General features: G+C 60.0%; 18 protein-coding genes. 10 read left to right on the forward strand and 8 right to left on the reverse strand.

Going from position 1 to position 16,213, the window contains the following annotated elements; translation table 11 throughout:
• Positions 1-195: 195 nt before the first annotated feature.
• Positions 196-1,242 (forward strand): IS630 family transposase, encoded by a 1,047-nt coding sequence (locus CXB49_RS10790; RefSeq protein ID WP_101706528.1) that lies wholly within the window; start codon positions 196-198, stop codon positions 1,240-1,242.
• Here CXB49_RS10790 and CXB49_RS10795 read toward each other — a convergent pair.
• Positions 1,174-2,355 carry a phage tail tape measure protein gene (locus tag CXB49_RS10795; RefSeq protein WP_101708395.1) on the reverse strand — a complete coding sequence of 394 codons (1,182 nt, stop codon included), beginning with the start codon at positions 2,353-2,355 and terminating at the stop codon, positions 1,174-1,176. The two genes, CXB49_RS10790 and CXB49_RS10795, sit on opposite strands and share 69 nt — an antisense overlap.
• Positions 2,356-2,383: 28 nt before the next feature.
• Here CXB49_RS10795 and CXB49_RS10800 point away from each other — a divergent pair, with 28 nt between their 5' ends.
• Positions 2,384-2,638: a hypothetical protein gene (locus CXB49_RS10800; RefSeq protein ID WP_101708396.1), complete on the forward strand. Its 255-nt coding sequence runs from the start codon at positions 2,384-2,386 to the stop codon at positions 2,636-2,638.
• Positions 2,639-2,810: 172 nt separating this feature from the next.
• Here CXB49_RS10800 and CXB49_RS10805 read toward each other — a convergent pair whose 3' ends face one another.
• Positions 2,811-3,080: a phage tail assembly protein gene (locus CXB49_RS10805; RefSeq protein WP_101708397.1), complete on the reverse strand. Its 270-nt coding sequence runs from the start codon at positions 3,078-3,080 to the stop codon at positions 2,811-2,813.
• Between CXB49_RS10805 and CXB49_RS10810 the strand changes: the two genes are divergently transcribed.
• Positions 3,079-3,690: a PAAR domain-containing protein gene (locus CXB49_RS10810; protein WP_233493048.1), complete on the forward strand. Its 612-nt coding sequence runs from the start codon at positions 3,079-3,081 to the stop codon at positions 3,688-3,690. The two genes, CXB49_RS10805 and CXB49_RS10810, sit on opposite strands and share 2 nt — an antisense overlap.
• Here the strand turns inward: CXB49_RS10810 and CXB49_RS10815 are convergent.
• The 4 genes from CXB49_RS10815 to CXB49_RS23505 all read right to left on the reverse strand — a co-directional run bounded on the left by CXB49_RS10815 (position 3,678) and on the right by CXB49_RS23505 (position 6,539).
• Positions 3,678-4,724 carry an IS630 family transposase gene (locus CXB49_RS10815; protein WP_101706528.1) on the reverse strand — a complete coding sequence of 349 codons (1,047 nt, stop codon included), beginning with the start codon at positions 4,722-4,724 and terminating at the stop codon, positions 3,678-3,680. The genes CXB49_RS10810 and CXB49_RS10815 overlap by 13 nt on opposite strands.
• 39 nt (positions 4,725-4,763) lie before the next feature.
• Positions 4,764-5,066: a hypothetical protein gene (locus CXB49_RS23500; protein WP_158300762.1), complete on the reverse strand. Its 303-nt coding sequence runs from the start codon at positions 5,064-5,066 to the stop codon at positions 4,764-4,766.
• A gap of 214 nt (positions 5,067-5,280) precedes the next feature.
• Positions 5,281-6,204: a hypothetical protein gene (locus CXB49_RS10820; protein ID WP_158300763.1), complete on the reverse strand. Its 924-nt coding sequence runs from the start codon at positions 6,202-6,204 to the stop codon at positions 5,281-5,283.
• A gap of 71 nt (positions 6,205-6,275) precedes the next feature.
• Positions 6,276-6,539, reverse strand: coding sequence for a hypothetical protein (locus CXB49_RS23505; protein ID WP_158300764.1), 264 nt, complete (start codon positions 6,537-6,539; stop codon positions 6,276-6,278).
• 1 nt (position 6,540) lies between these two features.
• Between CXB49_RS23505 and CXB49_RS10825 the strand changes: the two genes are divergently transcribed.
• Positions 6,541-7,260, forward strand: a complete 720-nt coding sequence (locus CXB49_RS10825; RefSeq protein ID WP_101708400.1) for a type III secretion system effector phosphothreonine lyase — start codon at positions 6,541-6,543, stop codon at positions 7,258-7,260.
• Between the two features lie 193 nt (positions 7,261-7,453).
• Here the strand turns inward: CXB49_RS10825 and CXB49_RS10830 are convergent, their stop codons facing one another.
• Positions 7,454-8,092 (reverse strand): hypothetical protein, encoded by a 639-nt coding sequence (locus CXB49_RS10830; RefSeq protein ID WP_158300765.1) that lies wholly within the window; start codon positions 8,090-8,092, stop codon positions 7,454-7,456.
• Between the two features lie 515 nt (positions 8,093-8,607).
• Here CXB49_RS10830 and CXB49_RS10835 point away from each other — a divergent pair.
• Positions 8,608-9,294, forward strand: coding sequence for an ABC transporter substrate-binding protein (locus CXB49_RS10835; RefSeq protein WP_158300766.1), 687 nt, complete (start codon positions 8,608-8,610; stop codon positions 9,292-9,294).
• 156 nt (positions 9,295-9,450) lie between these two features.
• Here the strand turns inward: CXB49_RS10835 and CXB49_RS10840 are convergent, their stop codons facing one another.
• Positions 9,451-10,107 (reverse strand): class I SAM-dependent methyltransferase, encoded by a 657-nt coding sequence (locus tag CXB49_RS10840; protein WP_158300767.1) that lies wholly within the window; start codon positions 10,105-10,107, stop codon positions 9,451-9,453.
• 657 nt (positions 10,108-10,764) lie between these two features.
• Between CXB49_RS10840 and CXB49_RS10845 the strand changes: the two genes are divergently transcribed.
• The 5 genes from CXB49_RS10845 (at position 10,765) to CXB49_RS10865 (ending at position 16,105) form a co-directional block, all read left to right on the forward strand.
• Positions 10,765-13,611, forward strand: coding sequence for a ribonucleoside-diphosphate reductase subunit alpha (locus CXB49_RS10845; protein ID WP_101708404.1), 2,847 nt, complete (start codon positions 10,765-10,767; stop codon positions 13,609-13,611).
• Positions 13,612-13,859: 248 nt separating this feature from the next.
• Positions 13,860-14,258, forward strand: a complete 399-nt coding sequence (locus tag CXB49_RS10850) for a hypothetical protein (protein ID WP_101708405.1) — start codon at positions 13,860-13,862, stop codon at positions 14,256-14,258.
• 97 nt (positions 14,259-14,355) lie between these two features.
• Complete coding sequence (locus CXB49_RS10855; protein ID WP_101708406.1) at positions 14,356-14,748, forward strand: hypothetical protein; 393 nt, start codon at positions 14,356-14,358, stop codon at positions 14,746-14,748.
• A gap of 14 nt (positions 14,749-14,762) precedes the next feature.
• Entirely contained in the window at positions 14,763-14,975 is a 213-nt protein-coding gene (locus tag CXB49_RS10860) for a hypothetical protein (RefSeq protein WP_101708407.1), read from the forward strand.
• 98 nt (positions 14,976-15,073) lie between these two features.
• Complete coding sequence (locus CXB49_RS10865; protein WP_233493084.1) at positions 15,074-16,105, forward strand: ribonucleotide-diphosphate reductase subunit beta; 1,032 nt, start codon at positions 15,074-15,076, stop codon at positions 16,103-16,105.
• The last annotated feature ends 108 nt before the right edge of the window (positions 16,106-16,213 follow it).

Genomic DNA, 16,213 nt, shown 5'->3' on the forward strand with positions numbered 1-16,213 from the left:
AACGAGAAAACCCGCCGGAGCGGGTTGATTGTAGGGGTGAGATCGCTCAGCCGTAACGACGCAGCCCCAGCAGTCCAGGGAAGTTGGTCTGGTTCCCTCGGCACTGGCAGTCGCTGTAGTGCTTGCCGCAAGCGTCTTTGTTGGGATCGCTATTAATCCGGCAGTAATAATCCGTACAGATTGTATACTTCCGGCATGGAAAAAATCGATGTGCGCAAGCTTGAACTGGCCGCCCGTGAGCAGCTGAGGCGTACCGCTATCCGGATGTACAAGCGAGGCCGGTCTCAAGCCAGTATTGCCGAAGAACTCGGGCTGCGCCGCCCCACCATTTCCGCCTGGGTGGTGCGTGAGGCAGCACTAGGTGCGCAGGGATTCAAAGAACAGAAGCGCGGTCGCGCCGAAGGCACCGGCCGTCGGCTGACCGAGGCGCAGGAAGCCCGGATCAAGCAGGACATCGTGGATCGCACGCCAGACCAGATGAAGCTGAGGTTTGCCCTGTGGAGTGCTCAGGCGGTCAAGGCTGTAATCAAGCAGATGTTTCTGATCGATCTGCCGATCCGTACTGTCCGTCTGTACTTGGCCCGCTGGGGCTTTACGCCGCAGCGCCCGCTCAAACGCGCTTATGAGCAGCGACCGGCAGCAGTCGAGAAATGGCTCAAGGAGGAATACCCGGCTATCGTCGCGCGTGCCAAAGCGGAAATGGCTGAAATCAGCTGGGGCGACGAATCGGCGGTGTCGAGTGTTGAGCACTTTCCGCGTGGCTACGCCCCAAAAGGCCAAACCCCAGTTCTGGTGTTATCCCAATCGAAAAGAGCGCGCATCAACTTGATTTCGGCCATTACCAACCAAGGCAAGATGCGCTTCATGCTGTACCGGGAGACCTTGACGGCCCGGGTGCTGATCAAGTTTCTGATGCGGCTGATCCGTGATGCTGGCGGCAAGAAGGTGTTCTTGATCCTCGACAACTTGCGCGTGCATCACAGCAAGCTGGTGCAAGCATGGTTGGAGGAGGAAGAGAACAAGAAGGCGATTGAGTTGTTCTTCCTGCCCAGCTACTCACCGGAACTGAACCCGGATGAATACTTGAACGGCGACCTGAAGGCCAGAATGAGCGCAGGTGAGCCGGTTCGATCAGACGGTCAACTTCAAGGGAAAGTGCTGTCCCATTTACGCTCATTGCAGAAGCAGCCGGCCAGAATCCGGTCGTACTTCCGGCATGAAAAAATCCGCTACGCGGCATGAGCTTTCTGTACGGTATTTGACTGCCGGATTAATAGCTCCGGCCGCCTTCCATTGCTTCATGAAGGCCGCGCCCCGCCCCTGGATGAAGGTGCTGGCGATCTCCAACGAAGCTTCGTAGCTGGAGAAGCCACTGCCGACCAGGCTTTGCATGCTGCCCTGGTAGTCGATGCCGGCCTTCTTGTACGCCTCTATGGTCGGCTTGGCATTCATGTGCGACAGCCAGTTACGCAGATTGGTCACGGCCTCGTCGCCGGACCCGGCGCCTTCGCGGCCGACTTCCAGACTGGCCACGATCTGGGTGACTGCTTCCTGGCCCTTGATGCCTTTGGCCGCAAAGGCGGCCGTCATTTCCGGCAACGCCTTCGCCATGTCCTTCAGTTCGAACCTCCCCAACTTGCCGCCATAGGCCGCCCGGTTGAACGCCTCCTTCAAGCCCTTTTCGGTTTTGATACCCAGCGTCTCGGTGAAGCTGTAGACCATGCTGGCCACGTCCCGCATGTCGGCATTGGTCGCCGTCGACACCTGGCCAAGCAGCTTGGCCCGTTCCCCGGCCTCCTTGGCATCCATGCCGGCCGCAACCAACGTGTTGACGCCTTCCATGATTGCGGCATGCCCCTGGTTGGTGGTGAGGGCCGCCTGGCGGATCAGCCCTCCGACCTGCTGCTCCTGCAGCTTGGTCAGATTGCCGGTGATGGCGATATCGCGCAGGCCCGACTCGAATCGTGCTCCCTGCTTTATGGAGCTGAAGACCGGCGCGCCAACGGCTACCGCTGTCGCTGCGCTTTCCTTCATCCCCGACCAGCTGTCCTGGCGTGCCTGCTTCAACTCCAAGCCGCGCGCCATGCTGGCGGCCAGCTTTTCCTGCTTCAGCCTGAGCGCGTCCACTGCGCGCCCCAGCCGTTCGTAGTCGCGGTTCAGCGCGGCTAGGCTGCCGCCGCTCAAAGTGCCCATGGCGCGCCGCATAGACTGCCCCAGGGCGTCCTGCTGGGCCGTCAATTGCTTGCTGGTGGCGCCGAGTACATCCATGGTGCGTTTGGCGCCAGCGAATGCGGCAAGGTAGGAACCCTGCAAAACGGCACCGATTGCCACACTGACCAGCATGTTGTTCGCCATCTGAAAGCGTCCTCGCTATACTGCGCTTATGAAAATCGAAACCCATGACATCAGCGAAACCATCGCTGAAGCCGTCCAGATCGTCGGTGCCGCCGTCGCCTGCGGAGTCGCCATATGGTGGGCATGGTCGCTTGCTGCGGGTAGCGTGGTCGGCTTTGTCTTGCTGTTGCTTCTGGCCGTGCTATTCATCGCGCCGCTGGTCGCCTGGGGATTGCCGATGGTGGCGCTGGTGCTGGGCGCGCTGGTCCGGGTGATCCGCTCCGACCACTCCATCCCGCTGTAAGTCCGGCTCTTCGCCACAGGCCGCCGATAATCCGGCGGCCTTTGCTTTGTGGCCTTAGTGAGTTTGCCGGCGCTTAATCTCCCTCTCCGCAGCTCCCAGCCAGAACCAGTAATCTTCCATCTCCAGCCCGTCGATCTCGGACGGCGGCATCCCCAGCGCGATCAACAGCACTTCATCCAGCGGCAGCAGGCTGCTCTCCGATGCCCACCATTTGGCGAAAACAATCGGACAATGCCTTGCTGTCGGCGATGTCCAGCTGGTCGATGTCTTCCAGCGTCAGGCCCGTCATGCGGGCGAACAGGTAGTCTTCCTGGTCGGCGTCGTCTTGGCTGTGGCGGCTGGCGGCCTTCAAGTCCGCGCGCTTCAGGCGCTTGATGTCCAGCGCCTCAATACGCTGGCCTGCGGCACTGGTGAACGGGTACTGCAGCTTGAGCTTGTCCATGGAAATATCCTTCCGTTTGATTGATTGGGAACCACGAAAGGATTGTGGCCGGGTGGCCGAGGAAACGCCGTTAAAGGGCTTTAAAGAAGGGTTTGCACGTTTGGTCAGTCGAAAAGGTCAAGGTATCGTGATAGTTTCCGCGGCCATGAAACCCGTCATCAGATTGGGCGACCCCACCAGCCACGACGGCAAGGTGGTCAGCGCCTCCAGTACCACCACCATGTTCGGCAAGGCTGTCGCATTGGTGGGCGACTCCGTCTCTTGCCCACAGCAGGGCCATACCAATTGTGTGATTGTTGAAGGCGATCCCACCTGGACAGTGGGAGGCAAAAGCGTCGCGTTGGACGGCCACAAGGTCAGCTGCGGTGCCACGCTGATCAGCACGCTCGGCGCAGTGATGCGAAGCTATGAAAGTAGTGGAACAGCGACTACAGGGGCTAGCTCTATTGGGGTTGCCGCTGGCGCCGCAGTTGCCGCGGCGGCGGTGGGCCTTGCCGCCTTCGATGAGCAGATCAGGTTCTTTACTGCCAATCGCAATGTCTTGGCGAACACCCGTTACAAGCTATTAATCCGGCAGTCAAATACCGTACAGAAAGCTCATGCCGCGTAGCGGATTTTTTCATGCCGGAAGTACGACCGGATTCTGGCCGGCTGCTTCTGCAATGAGCGTAAATGGGACAGCACTTTCCCTTGAAGTTGACCGTCTGATCGAACCGGCTCACCTGCGCTCATTCTGGCCTTCAGGTCGCCGTTCAAGTATTCATCCGGGTTCAGTTCCGGTGAGTAGCTGGGCAGGAAGAACAACTCAATCGCCTTCTTGTTCTCTTCCTCCTCCAACCATGCTTGCACCAGCTTGCTGTGATGCACGCGCAAGTTGTCGAGGATCAAGAACACCTTCTTGCCGCCAGCATCACGGATCAGCCGCATCAGAAACTTGATCAGCACCCGGGCCGTCAAGGTCTCCCGGTACAGCATGAAGCGCATCTTGCCTTGGTTGGTAATGGCCGAAATCAAGTTGATGCGCGCTCTTTTCGATTGGGATAACACCAGAACTGGGGTTTGGCCTTTTGGGGCGTAGCCACGCGGAAAGTGCTCAACACTCGACACCGCCGATTCGTCGCCCCAGCTGATTTCAGCCATTTCCGCTTTGGCACGCGCGACGATAGCCGGGTATTCCTCCTTGAGCCATTTCTCGACTGCTGCCGGTCGCTGCTCATAAGCGCGTTTGAGCGGGCGCTGCGGCGTAAAGCCCCAGCGGGCCAAGTACAGACGGACAGTACGGATCGGCAGATCGATCAGAAACATCTGCTTGATTACAGCCTTGACCGCCTGAGCACTCCACAGGGCAAACCTCAGCTTCATCTGGTCTGGCGTGCGATCCACGATGTCCTGCTTGATCCGGGCTTCCTGCGCCTCGGTCAGCCGACGGCCGGTGCCTTCGGCGCGACCGCGCTTCTGTTCTTTGAATCCCTGCGCACCTAGTGCTGCCTCACGCACCACCCAGGCGGAAATGGTGGGGCGGCGCAGCCCGAGTTCTTCGGCAATACTGGCTTGAGACCGGCCTCGCTTGTACATCCGGATAGCGGTACGCCTCAGCTGCTCACGGGCGGCCAGTTCAAGCTTGCGCACATCGATTTTTTCCATGCCGGAAGTATACAATCTGTACGGATTATTACTGCCGGATTAATAAGTTAAGCTTTTGGCACATTTACTTGTCAAGTTATCTCTAAATGCTTTGATCAGCAGACATACATCTTGCTTGGCTAATTTGCTCGGCCATCCCGCTCTGGTTTCTGCTATTATTTTTCTACACTTAACTCGGGCAATAATTAAGACATGGAGCTTACGCCTATCCGTTTGCTTGGCTTGTGCCGCCTTCAAGATATTGTCTACGCGGCGAAGTAGAAAAGGGCTGATATCCTTTCCTTTTTCAGAAGTAGATATAAGGATTTTCGTTAATCCGTCGATAGCCGCGTGGTCTTCCATCAGCATCAACTCCTCTTAAGTAGCGTTCCACAAATTTTATTTTGCATATGGCCCGCCCGAAATAAGACTAGTCTTAAAATTCTTTTTCAATGACATGGCCGTCCTCTATGATCGTCCAGCAACATCAGACGTAGAGGGCGCGTAAGGCCTGGACAGTTTGTCCGGGTCTTTTCATTTGATATCCGCCGCCCGGCAGCCAAGCGGAATGCTTGACTCACTGCGTGCGAGGCAGCACCGGTTCAAAACTTGCGCCCTCGCCGCCAATCGCCTGCAGCGTCACCAGCAAGCCGGGGATGTGATTGGCCCCGACCACCCACAGGACATTCTTGTTCTCATAATCGCCCTTGTTGTCGAAAAACCTGTCGCTCAACCACTGATTGCTTCGGGCCTCGCAACAGGCGTAATCGTTGCCCTCTTCCGCGAGCTTTTGGCCATATTCAACAAAACTGGCATTTTCATTGCCGGTCATGAACGCATCGTCGCCATGGTCCATATCCGCCGCCTCCCCTGCCTGACGATAAGTCCTGACCTGATCGCCATCGTCCTTGTAATGATTGGCGAGCTGGACCCGCGAATCAGCGGTTTCAAGATATTCGACCTTGCCTGCCGCGCTGAGGAACAAATCGTCGTAGGGCGCCTTGTTGATCTCGCAAACCGACTCGTACTGCTTCAACCTCATCTCCGCGCGGCGGATATCGGCCGGTTTTCCGCCCTCCCGCGCCGCCGCCACCCGCGCGCGGCCGTCAAGCACGTCCTGAACCTGCCCGGCCAGCTCATCCAGGCTTTTCCCTGTCGAGTTTCCTGGCACTTCCAGGTAGACCACGTCAAATTTCTTGTCTCGAACAAGATTGAGCAGTTCAACGCCATGATGCTTGTCCTGGATGATGCCTTCCCTGTGCATCGCCCCCAGCAGATGGAGCTCTGCCCCATCGACATTGACCTTCCACAAGTTCATCCCATTGCTCGGCGCCATCTTCGACAACTCGGATATCGCCGCCCCTCTGGCCTTCAAATCATCCGGCCTCATGGTCCTCTTCAAATCCGCCACTTCCAGTTTCTTGCTTCCCGCCACCGAAGCGCTCTCAAACGAACCATTCAAAACCGAACTCAAACCGCCCGATGCTGTAACGCCATACATGCTTTAGCACTCCAAAAATAAATCATTGGAAACAAGAAACCTTACAGTGCGAATGGGAATATGCGCCGACATCAAACACCCGGCACAAAGAAAACCACATCATTAATAATGGTTTTTGCCCTAGCCCCGATAAAATTTTTATACCAGAGCGATTTGGGATCCACTTTCAAAAAACGGTCGGCGGCGCAGCAAGCCATCCGGCCTTGGCGTCCACGGACCAGGAGGCGGCGCGTCGGGTGGACATGGCGGATGCGGCAAGCATGATAGGGTGAACATTTTTTGCAAGAGAAAGCCAATGCGGCCATGGAATATCGGGTTTTATTTTGAGCGCCCATCATGCCTATCCGACCCAAATTCAAACTGAACCTGACGCCTCTGGACTTCAGCGCTCCGATGGAGAAAAACGCTCCTTCGGCGCGCGAACAGCTGCGCGCTGATTTCGACAAACTACGCGGGCAGATGCGGGAATTGCCGTTTCCGCGCTTTCAACAGGCCTTGCATGCGCCGGACTATGCCGGCATGCGGCAAAGCGGCTTCTGCGCCGTCAGCAACGGTTTCCGCATGGAAAACCATGGTGGCGATGTTTTCATGCATGCCCGCCGCGAAAACCCGCAAAGCCTGGGAGAGTTCGCTGGCGACAAGTTCCACATCAGCATCCAAAGCGAACAAGTGCCGCAAGCGTTTCAGGCGCTGTCGAGCCTGCTGTTTTCCGATGACAGCCCCATCGACAAGTGGAAAATCACCGATATGGAACGCGTAGACCATCAATCCCGCGTGGGAGTGGGCGCGCAAATCACCCTGTATGTGAAACCGGATCAGACGGACTCGCTTTACAGCGCCTTGGCGTTGAACAAGACGCGACAATTCATCGAAAACCTGGAAGCGAACCTGTCCGAACACGGCATTGCGCCGGGACAGCATCCGGAGTCGGATGTGCGTCCCGATGGCTGGCGATATACCAGCTATCGAAACGAGTTGCGCAGCGAGCGGGATGGCAGCGAGACCCAGAGCCAGGCCTTGCGGGAGGAACCGTTTTATCGCCTGATGACGGAATAAGCTGCCGCCTACGGCATCAAACCCGCCAGGGGGACTGGGGGGCCACCCCAAACCGGCGATGGACACGCCGTGGAGTCCGGGCCGGACACGGCCTCAAACCGACAAGCCGGCCCCTCCCCCTGACCTTGGCGTCAGCGGATCGGCATCTCGCGAGCGGCTCAAGGCCCTGCCAAGCATCCGCGCCCCTGCCTCCTCATCGCCAGTGCGAGATGCAATATTCGGCGCCCAGGGTTTTCTTGGCCAGCGCCAGGCAGGTTCGCGCCGCATCCGGATGGCTGGGCACGTCCTGCACGCTGAACGGAATGCGCAGACAGCGGCAGAATGCCAGCATCCGCTGCCACGCTCCGATGAACTCTTCGCCGGCGTCGACGCTGCCGTCGTCAAGCACCGACAAGTCCGGCATGGCCAGCGCGGCGATGCCGGATTGGCGCGTAATCCGGTAGAACATGTCTTCCGAGCACAGCGCCGCCAGCAAGCCGGGAGCCGCGTGGCTGAACACCTCCGAATACGTGGCCGCCGAATAAACCAGGCAAGCCTCGCCGCCGTTGTCGAAATAATGCTGGACGGCGGCCGGCAAGCGGCAACGAAAACCGAAAAAAGCTTGCTCCAGCGGATCGGCGATCTCCGCGCACAGGCCGCGCTTGTAATCCTCCCAGCAAGACAATAAATACAAACCTGGCTTGCCTACCTCGGTGAAGCCGATGAATAGCGGCATCGCCGCCGATTGTTGCCGGATACCCGCGCCTGATGACATTTCCGCTCCTAGGAACCGATGTTGCTTCGACATGGCCGGGCGGGTTCGACCGACGTCTGCCGCCAGTCCTCGCGTCACGGGAAACGTTGGCGATCCGTAGCAGAATCAGAGACAGATCATTGGCGCCCGCTCGCAGAGTCTCCAAGCGGGCTCCAGCGGCAAGATCAACACACAGGCTCAGCCTTCGACTGCGCCACCGGCGGCTTTTAGGACAGCTCCTAGACAAAAGCCGACGCAAGGCCGCGGCAAACACCGGCGTCGCGGCGCACGCGACTACACCCGGCCGCTGCCCGCGCCGGCGATATTTCCACTGGAAAAACCGACGCCGCTCATCAGAAATATCCCAAAAACTTCATGCACTTATCAAAATATCGTTCATAAAAATCAAATAGGCCGGCGACAACAAAAAACCAAAGTCGGCACCGAATAAAGGCAGGAATGGAGAGTGGCGAGAATCGCAGGAGAAATAGATGAATTTTGGAAGAACAATCACCTTTTTAAGTATATTTGCATATATTTTTGGCATAAATGTGACATCACCGGCTTACGCGGACACCAGGCCGATAAGCTTCGCCTTATACGAGTTGGGCTATTTGTACAACGACGCCACCAAGGCCGGCATAGACAAGGACATTGCCAATGAGCTGGCCAAACGGAGCGGACGGGAATTCCAACTGGAATACATGCCCAGGGCCAGAATCTGGAAAAAACTGGAGGACGGCACGCTGATGATGACCGGCAGCGGGATACAAAACGATGCCCGAGAGAAATTCGCCTGGTTCATTCCCTGCATGCAGCTGAAAAACTACGTCATCTTCAACAAGGACGAGCCGTTCAGGAACCTGGAGCAGTTCAAGGCCAGCAACAAGCTGGTGGGCGTGATCCGCAGCTATAAACACGGCGTGGCCGCCGATGCCGAAATCGACGCGCTGCGCTCGCAACATCGCGTGCTGGAAGTGGCCGAGCAGGAGCAGCTGTACCGGATGCTGCAGACGAGGCGGCTGGACCTCATCGTGGCCCTGCCCCCGGCCAGCATGTTCTATCTCGACCAGTTCACGATCAGGAACCGCGTGGTGATAGCGGACTGGTTTCCCGATCCGCCCATCGTCCACAACCTGGTCTTCTCCAGAAAAGCCTTCAGCAAGGAGGAGATCGCGATGTGGAGGAAGATCATCAAAAACATGGTTGCCGATGGCACGCTGAAAAGAATCTACGCCAAATACCTTGGAGAGAAATACGCGGTGGACATGCTGAAATTCCCCGACCCCGGCGGCAATTGAACCCGCCCCGCGCGGCGGGAGCGCGCCATGCCGGCCAAAAAGCGCCGCCCGACCGCGCATGGCGCAGCAGCAAACCTGGCGGCCGCGGACCGCGCCCATGCGGCGGCCATGGCGAGGCGGCATGCCAACCTCGCCCACCGCCCCCGCAAGCGCGCGCTAAGGCCGGATGCCGCGGTAGATGGCCACCGTGCCGTAGAAAGTGGGAATCTGCCGCGCCACCGCCACCTCGGCGAAGCCCACCTCCCGCATCAGCCGCGGCAGCGCGCCCTGGACATTGCCCCGGGTGGTCTCGAAACCGTCCAGAAACTGGGTCGTCAGGCTCAGCACCCGCATCAGCGCGTTCTGCGGCTTACCCAGATCGCCTATCACCAGCTCGCCGCCCGGCTTCAGCACCCGCAGCATCTCGCGCAGCGTGGCGCGCTTGCTGTCCATCCGCAGATGGTGGAAGAACAGGCTGGACAAGACCCGATCGAACAGCTTGCCCTCGTAAGGCATCCGGTCCGACATCGCGTGGCTGAGCCGCAGGCCGACGCCGGCCTCGGCCGCCTTCAGCGCGGCGCGGCGCAGGATCTCGGCGTCGCCGTCCAGGCCGTGCAGCGCGATGGCCGGCACCTTGCGCGCCGCCATCACCGCCAGCGTGCCGGTGCCGCAGCCGACATCCAGCACGCTGTGGCCCGGTTGCAGCCGGGCGATGGTCAGCAGGGTTTCCTTCACATGGCGTTCGCGCCCGGTCAGCGCGATCAAGGGATCGTACAGCGAGGTCAGGCTGGAAAACCTGAGGGCGTGTATGTATTGCGTTCGCGGCGAAGGCATGGCGTTCTCCATGGAGTGGCCGGACGGCAGGCGCCGCCGGCTTGCAAGCTACAGGACTTTGCCCCCGCCGCGCTGCTGGCCGCGGCGGCGGTCGACATCGCGCTTGGCATGACGACCTCCCACGCGGCATGGCGGACACTTAGCCACCATATACCATGTGCCTGGGGGCGCAAAACCGGCACAAAGGATATGCCATTGGAATTTTTGGCAAGTTTTCCGTTGAAGAGGCCACCGCCGGCCATGCCCATGCCCATCCGCCGCGCAATTTTACGCCATCAGCGTAGCGGCCACGCAACAGTTGATGACACAACATCTAGTGACAGCCAAACCACGGGCACCTGCTGCTAGGATTCACGCGACTTTCTGCAATTTTCTGACAGCCGCATTCAAGTCCAAATCCGCCGCCAAAAAATTTCTGTCACCGCAAAGCCAATAACGGCGCGGCTTTCCGCCCTCGCTGCCAGATTCCTGCCTAAAGTCAAGACTTGAACTACGTCCCCCCCACCACTAGAATTTGGGCAGATTCAGCGGTGCAAACGGTACATCTTGTGTTTACCCACAGCCCGCACACAGCTTTTCAACAGAATTGTCCACAAGCCGACCTGCCGCCAAGAACGCAGTGCGAGCGGACGTAAACTTCTCTTTATCGAGGGATACATGCAACTGACCACCTTTGAAGGGCAAACCGCCGCAGAACTCGGCCGCGAAGCAGCACCGCAAGCCGATTTCAGCCTGTACAAGACCATCCGTCGCAATGGTGCGGTGGTGCCGTTCGAACCCGTCAAAATCTCCATTGCCATGACCAAGGCGTTTCTGGCGGTAATGGGTCAGCAAGGCGCCACCTCCGCCAGCATTCGCGACAAGGTGGCCCAGCTGACCGAACAGGTGGTCAACGCGTTGATGCGCCGCAAGCCGGAAGGCGGCGCCATCCATATCGAAGACATTCAGGACCAGGTTGAACTGTCGCTGATGCGTTTCGGCGAGCACGACGTGGCCCGCGCCTACGTGCTGTACCGCGAACAACGCTCGCAAGAGCGCGCCGCCCGCGGCGAAGCGCTGACCAGCGTGCAGATCAACGTGCTGCGCAAGGACGGCCGCAAGCTGCCGCTGGACGTGGCCCGCCTGCGCGCCAATATCGAGGCCGCCAGCAAGAACCTGGCCGGCATCGACGTGGACGCCATCCTGAGCGAGACGCTGAAGAACATCTACGACGGCGTGCCGGAAGAAGAAGTGGGCAAGTCCGCCATCCTGGCCGCCCGTTCGATGATCGAACAAGACCCGGCCTACGATTACGTGACCGCCCGCCTGCTGATGGGCAACATCCGCCTGGAAATCCTGGGCGAAGCCGTCAACCAGGACGAAATGGGCAAACAGTACGCGCCCTACTTCGCCGACTACATCAAGAAGGGCATCGCCGCCGAGCTGCTGGACGAAAAGCTGGCCGAATACGACCTGAAAAAGCTGGGCGCGGCGCTGGACGCCGAACGCGACCTGCAATTCGGCTACCTGGGCCTGCAGACGCTGTACGACCGCTACTTCCTGCACATCGACGGCACCCGCATCGAAATGCCGCAGGCTTTCTACATGCGCGTCGCCATGGGCCTGGCGCTGAACGAAGTGCACCGCGAAGACCGCGCCATCGAGTTCTACAAGGTGCTGTCCAGCTTCGACTTCATGTCGTCCACCCCGACGCTGTTCAACTCCGGCACCCGCCGCAGCCAGCTGTCCAGCTGCTACCTGACCACCATCGCCGATGACCTGGACGGCATCTACGAAGGCATCAAGGAAAACGCGCTGCTGTCCAAGTTCGCCGGCGGCCTGGGCAATGACTGGACCCCGGTGCGCGCGATGGGCTCGCACATCAAGGGCACCAACGGCAAATCGCAGGGCGTTGTTCCGTTCCTGAAAGTGGTGAACGACACCGCCGTGGCGGTGAACCAGGGCGGCAAGCGCAAGGGCGCCGTCTGCGCCTACCTGGAAACCTGGCACGCCGACATCGAGGAATTCCTCGAACTGCGCAAGAACACCGGCGACGACCGCCGCCGCACCCATGACATGAACACCGCCAACTGGATTCCGGACCTGTTCATGAAGCGCGTGATGGAAGGCGGCGAGTGGAGCCTGTTCTCCCCGTCCGAAACCCCGGACCTGCATGACCTGTACGGCCAGGCTTTCGAAAAGGCCTACAACGCCTACGAAGCCCGCGGCGCGCGCGGCGAATTGAAGGTGCACAAGCGCATCCCGGCCCTCTCCCTGTGGCGCAAGATGCTGACCATGCTGTTCGAAACCGGCCACCCGTGGGTGACCTTCAAGGACCCGTGCAACATCCGCAGCCCGCAGCAGCACATGGGCGTGGTTCACAGCTCCAACCTGTGCACCGAGATCACGCTGAACACCAACGACGACGAGATCGCCGTGTGCAACCTGGGCTCGGTCAACCTGGCCGCCCACCTGCAGGCAGACGGCTCGCTGGACGCGGAAAAACTGCAACGCACCATCCGCACCGCGCTGCGCATGCTGGACAACGTCATCGACATCAACTTCTACCCGGTGAAGAAGGCGCGCAACTCCAACCTGAAGCACCGTCCGGTAGGCATGGGCGTCATGGGCTTCCAGGACTGCCTGCACATCAAGCGCACCCCGTACGGCTCCAACGCCGCCGTGGAGTTCGCCGACGAATCGATGGAAATGGTGGCCTACTTCGCCTACCTGGCCTCCACCGAGCTGTCCGAGGAACGCGGCCGCTACCCGTCGTACAAGGGCAGCCTGTGGGACCGCGGCATCCTGCCGCACGACAGCCTGAACCTGCTGGCGGCCGAACGCGGCGGCTACCTGGAAGTGGACCGCACCGAACGGATGGACTGGAACAAACTGCGCGAGCGTATCAAGCAGCACGGCATGCGCAACAGCAACTGCCTGGCCATCGCCCCGACCGCGACCATCGCCAACATCATCGGCGTGTCCGCGAGCATCGAGCCGACCTACCAGAACCTGTTCGTCAAATCCAACCTGTCCGGCGAATTCACCGTCACCAACGAATACCTGGTGCGTGATCTGAAGGCCGCCGGCCTGTGGGACGAAGTGATGGTTGCCGACCTGAAGTACTTCGACGGCAGCCTGGGCCAGATCGACCGCGTGCCGGCCGAGCTGAAAGCCATCTACGCCACCGCCTTCGAGCTGGATCCGAAATGGCTGGTGGAAGCGGCTTCCCGCCGCCAGAAGTGGATCGACCAGGCCCAGTCGCTGAACCTGTACATGGCAGGCGCCTCCGGCAAGAAACTGGACGAGTTGTACAAGCATGCCTGGCTGCGCGGTCTGAAGACCACCTACTACCTGCGCACCCTGGCCGCCACCAGCGCCGAGAAGTCCACCGGCCGCGGCGGCGAGCTGAACGCCGTGTCCAGCCAGATGCAACAGGCTCCGGCCGCCGTGGTGGACGACACCCCGGCTACCGACGCCAAGTTCTGCAGCATCGACAACCCCGATTGCGAGAGCTGCCAGTAAAGCAGGTTTCGTACGGTGGAACACCCCGCAAGGGGCGTTCCACCAAAGCGGCGAAGTCTCTCGCGAGGCTACGCCAAACCGGGAGGCGCAAGCCTCTCCATCCTCAAGCCGCCTGGCGACAGACGGTTTCGGGATGCGGACGACAGGCCCGCCGCCGACGCGTCGGTCCGGCCAGATCGTTACAGATGGATGGCGTTTCATCTATCGGCCGGGCCCCGGCCCGGACCGCAACCAGAACGAAAGCCGCCATGAACCTTGAAGCATTTTTTGAACAATACCGTCACAGCTACTCGCGGCTGGACGTGGAAGGCGTAACGGGCCACTTCACCGTGCCGTTCACCGCCATCCACCACGGCGACCTGGCCTGCTGGCAGGACATGGACTCGCTGTGCGACACCACCGCCTCGCTGCTGGCGTGGTACCGGAGCCAGGGCTTCGTCAGCGCCAGCCACCGGCTGGAAGACGCGATGCCGATGGGCCGGGACGTCGCCAGCGCCGTCGTGGCCTGGACCGTGGAGCGCACCGGCCAGCCGCCCTGGTGTTATCGCACCGGCTACCACCTGAAACGGGTGGCCGGCGAATGGAAGATTTACGGCGTGGTGCAGTACGACACCGATGCCGACGCAGTGCACGATGGCGACGCCTGAAGCGTAGCCTCCGCAGGCCGCCGCCAGGCAAGACGGCAACCGCGACAGCGGCGCCGCCGGCCCGGCAGCTTTGCAACAGGCAGTATGGGAGGGTCAGATGCAGACATTTGAAAACATCAGCATTACCGGCTTTTGCGAAGACAAATCGCACAACCCCGACAAGCAGTTCCTGCTGTTCAATATGTATCTGCAGCTGAGCCTGGCGCCGCCCAGCGAGTGGAAGGACTACTTCAGCGAATCGCGCCGACTGCCCCGCGGCAATGTCTGGCGCAAGGCCTGGATAGAAGGCGACACCCTGGTGGTCTACTGTCAGCCGGAAGAGTTGCAGACCGAAATCGAGACCTTGAAGCAGGACCTTGGCGCCGCCAACCTGCAATACCGCCAGCTGCTGGCGCTGCGCGCCCAGCACAAGCGATTGCAGGAACAGGTGGAAGAGGAAGCCTGCGAACGCCGGCTGATCCGCGAACTGGCCGAACAACTGCGTTTCTAATCCCGGGAGACGCCATGAGCACCACCGCCTACTACCTGCTGCGCAAGAGCATCAGCGGCCGCCGCCCCGCCATGGTGGACGTCGGCACCCATGCCGTGGCCGTGCCGGCCGCGCAACAGGAGCCGGACCCGCCGGCGCCGGGCGAGGTCCGCATAGACCGGCAAGACCAGCTGCAGCCGGCCCAGGCCGCGCAGCTGCGCAAGGAACAAGCAGTCAAAACCGCATAAGCAACCGCCGCGCCCCGGCGCGGCAAAACCAGAAATCAGGAGCACCCATGCTGAACTTCGAAGACACCGTCCCCGCCCCGTCCGCCGCCCCCTCCTCCATGGACGCCCATGGCAACGGCCGCGTAAACGTGGTGGACAAGAAGGTGATCAACGGCACGACCGACGTCAACCAGCTGGTACCGTTCAAGCACAAGTGGGCTTGGGAAAAGTACCTGGCGCAGTGCGCCAACCACTGGATGCCGCAGGAAGTGAACATGCAGCGCGACATCGAACAATGGAAAACCGGCCAGCTGACCGAAGACGAGATGCGCGTCGTCAAGCGCAACCTGGGTTTCTTCGTCACCGCAGACAGCCTGGCCGCCAACAATATCGTGCTGGGCACCTACCGCCAGATCACCAGCCCGGAATGCCGCCAGTTCCTGCTGCGCCAGGCCTTTGACGAAGCCATCCACACCCACGCCTACCAGTACATCGTGGAAAGCCTGGGCCTGGACGAAGGCGAAGTGTTCAACGCCTACCACGAGATCAAGTCCATCCGCGACAAGGACGAATTCCTGATCCCGTTCATCGACGTGCTGTGCAATCCGGAATTCAAGACCGGCACCGTCGAAAACGACCAGAAGCTGCTGAAGTCGCTGATCGTCTTCGCCTGCATCATGGAAGGCCTGTTCTTCTACGTCGGCTTCGTGCAGATCCTGGCGCTGGGCCGCCAGAACAAGATGACCGGCGCCGCCGAGCAATACCAGTACATCCTGCGCGACGAATCGATGCACTGCAACTTCGGCATCGACCTGATCAACACCATCAAGCTGGAAAACCCGCTGTTGTGGACCGACAGCTTCAAGGCCGAGATCGTCGAGCTGTTCAAGCAAGCCGTCGAGCTGGAATACGCCTACGCCGAAGACACGATGCCGCGCGGCGTGCTGGGCCTGAACGCCAGCATGTTCAAGGAATACCTGCGCTTCATCGCCAACCGCCGGATGCAGCAGATCGGCCTGGACCAGCTGTTCCCGGGCGTCAACAACCCCTTCCCGTGGATGAGCGAGATGATAGACCTGAAGAAGGAGAAGAACTTCTTCGAGACGCGGGTTACCGAGTATCAGACTGGCGGGGCATTAAGCTGGGATTGATTAAACGTCGAGCGACACATAAGCTTGCCAAAACGACAGATAAGCTTGCAGTCGACGACACATAAGACTGCACTGTCATAAATGAAAAGCCTCGCAATCGCGAGGCTT

This window comes from Chromobacterium sp. ATCC 53434 (genome assembly GCF_002848345.1).
Taxonomy (GTDB): domain Bacteria; phylum Pseudomonadota; class Gammaproteobacteria; order Burkholderiales; family Chromobacteriaceae; genus Chromobacterium.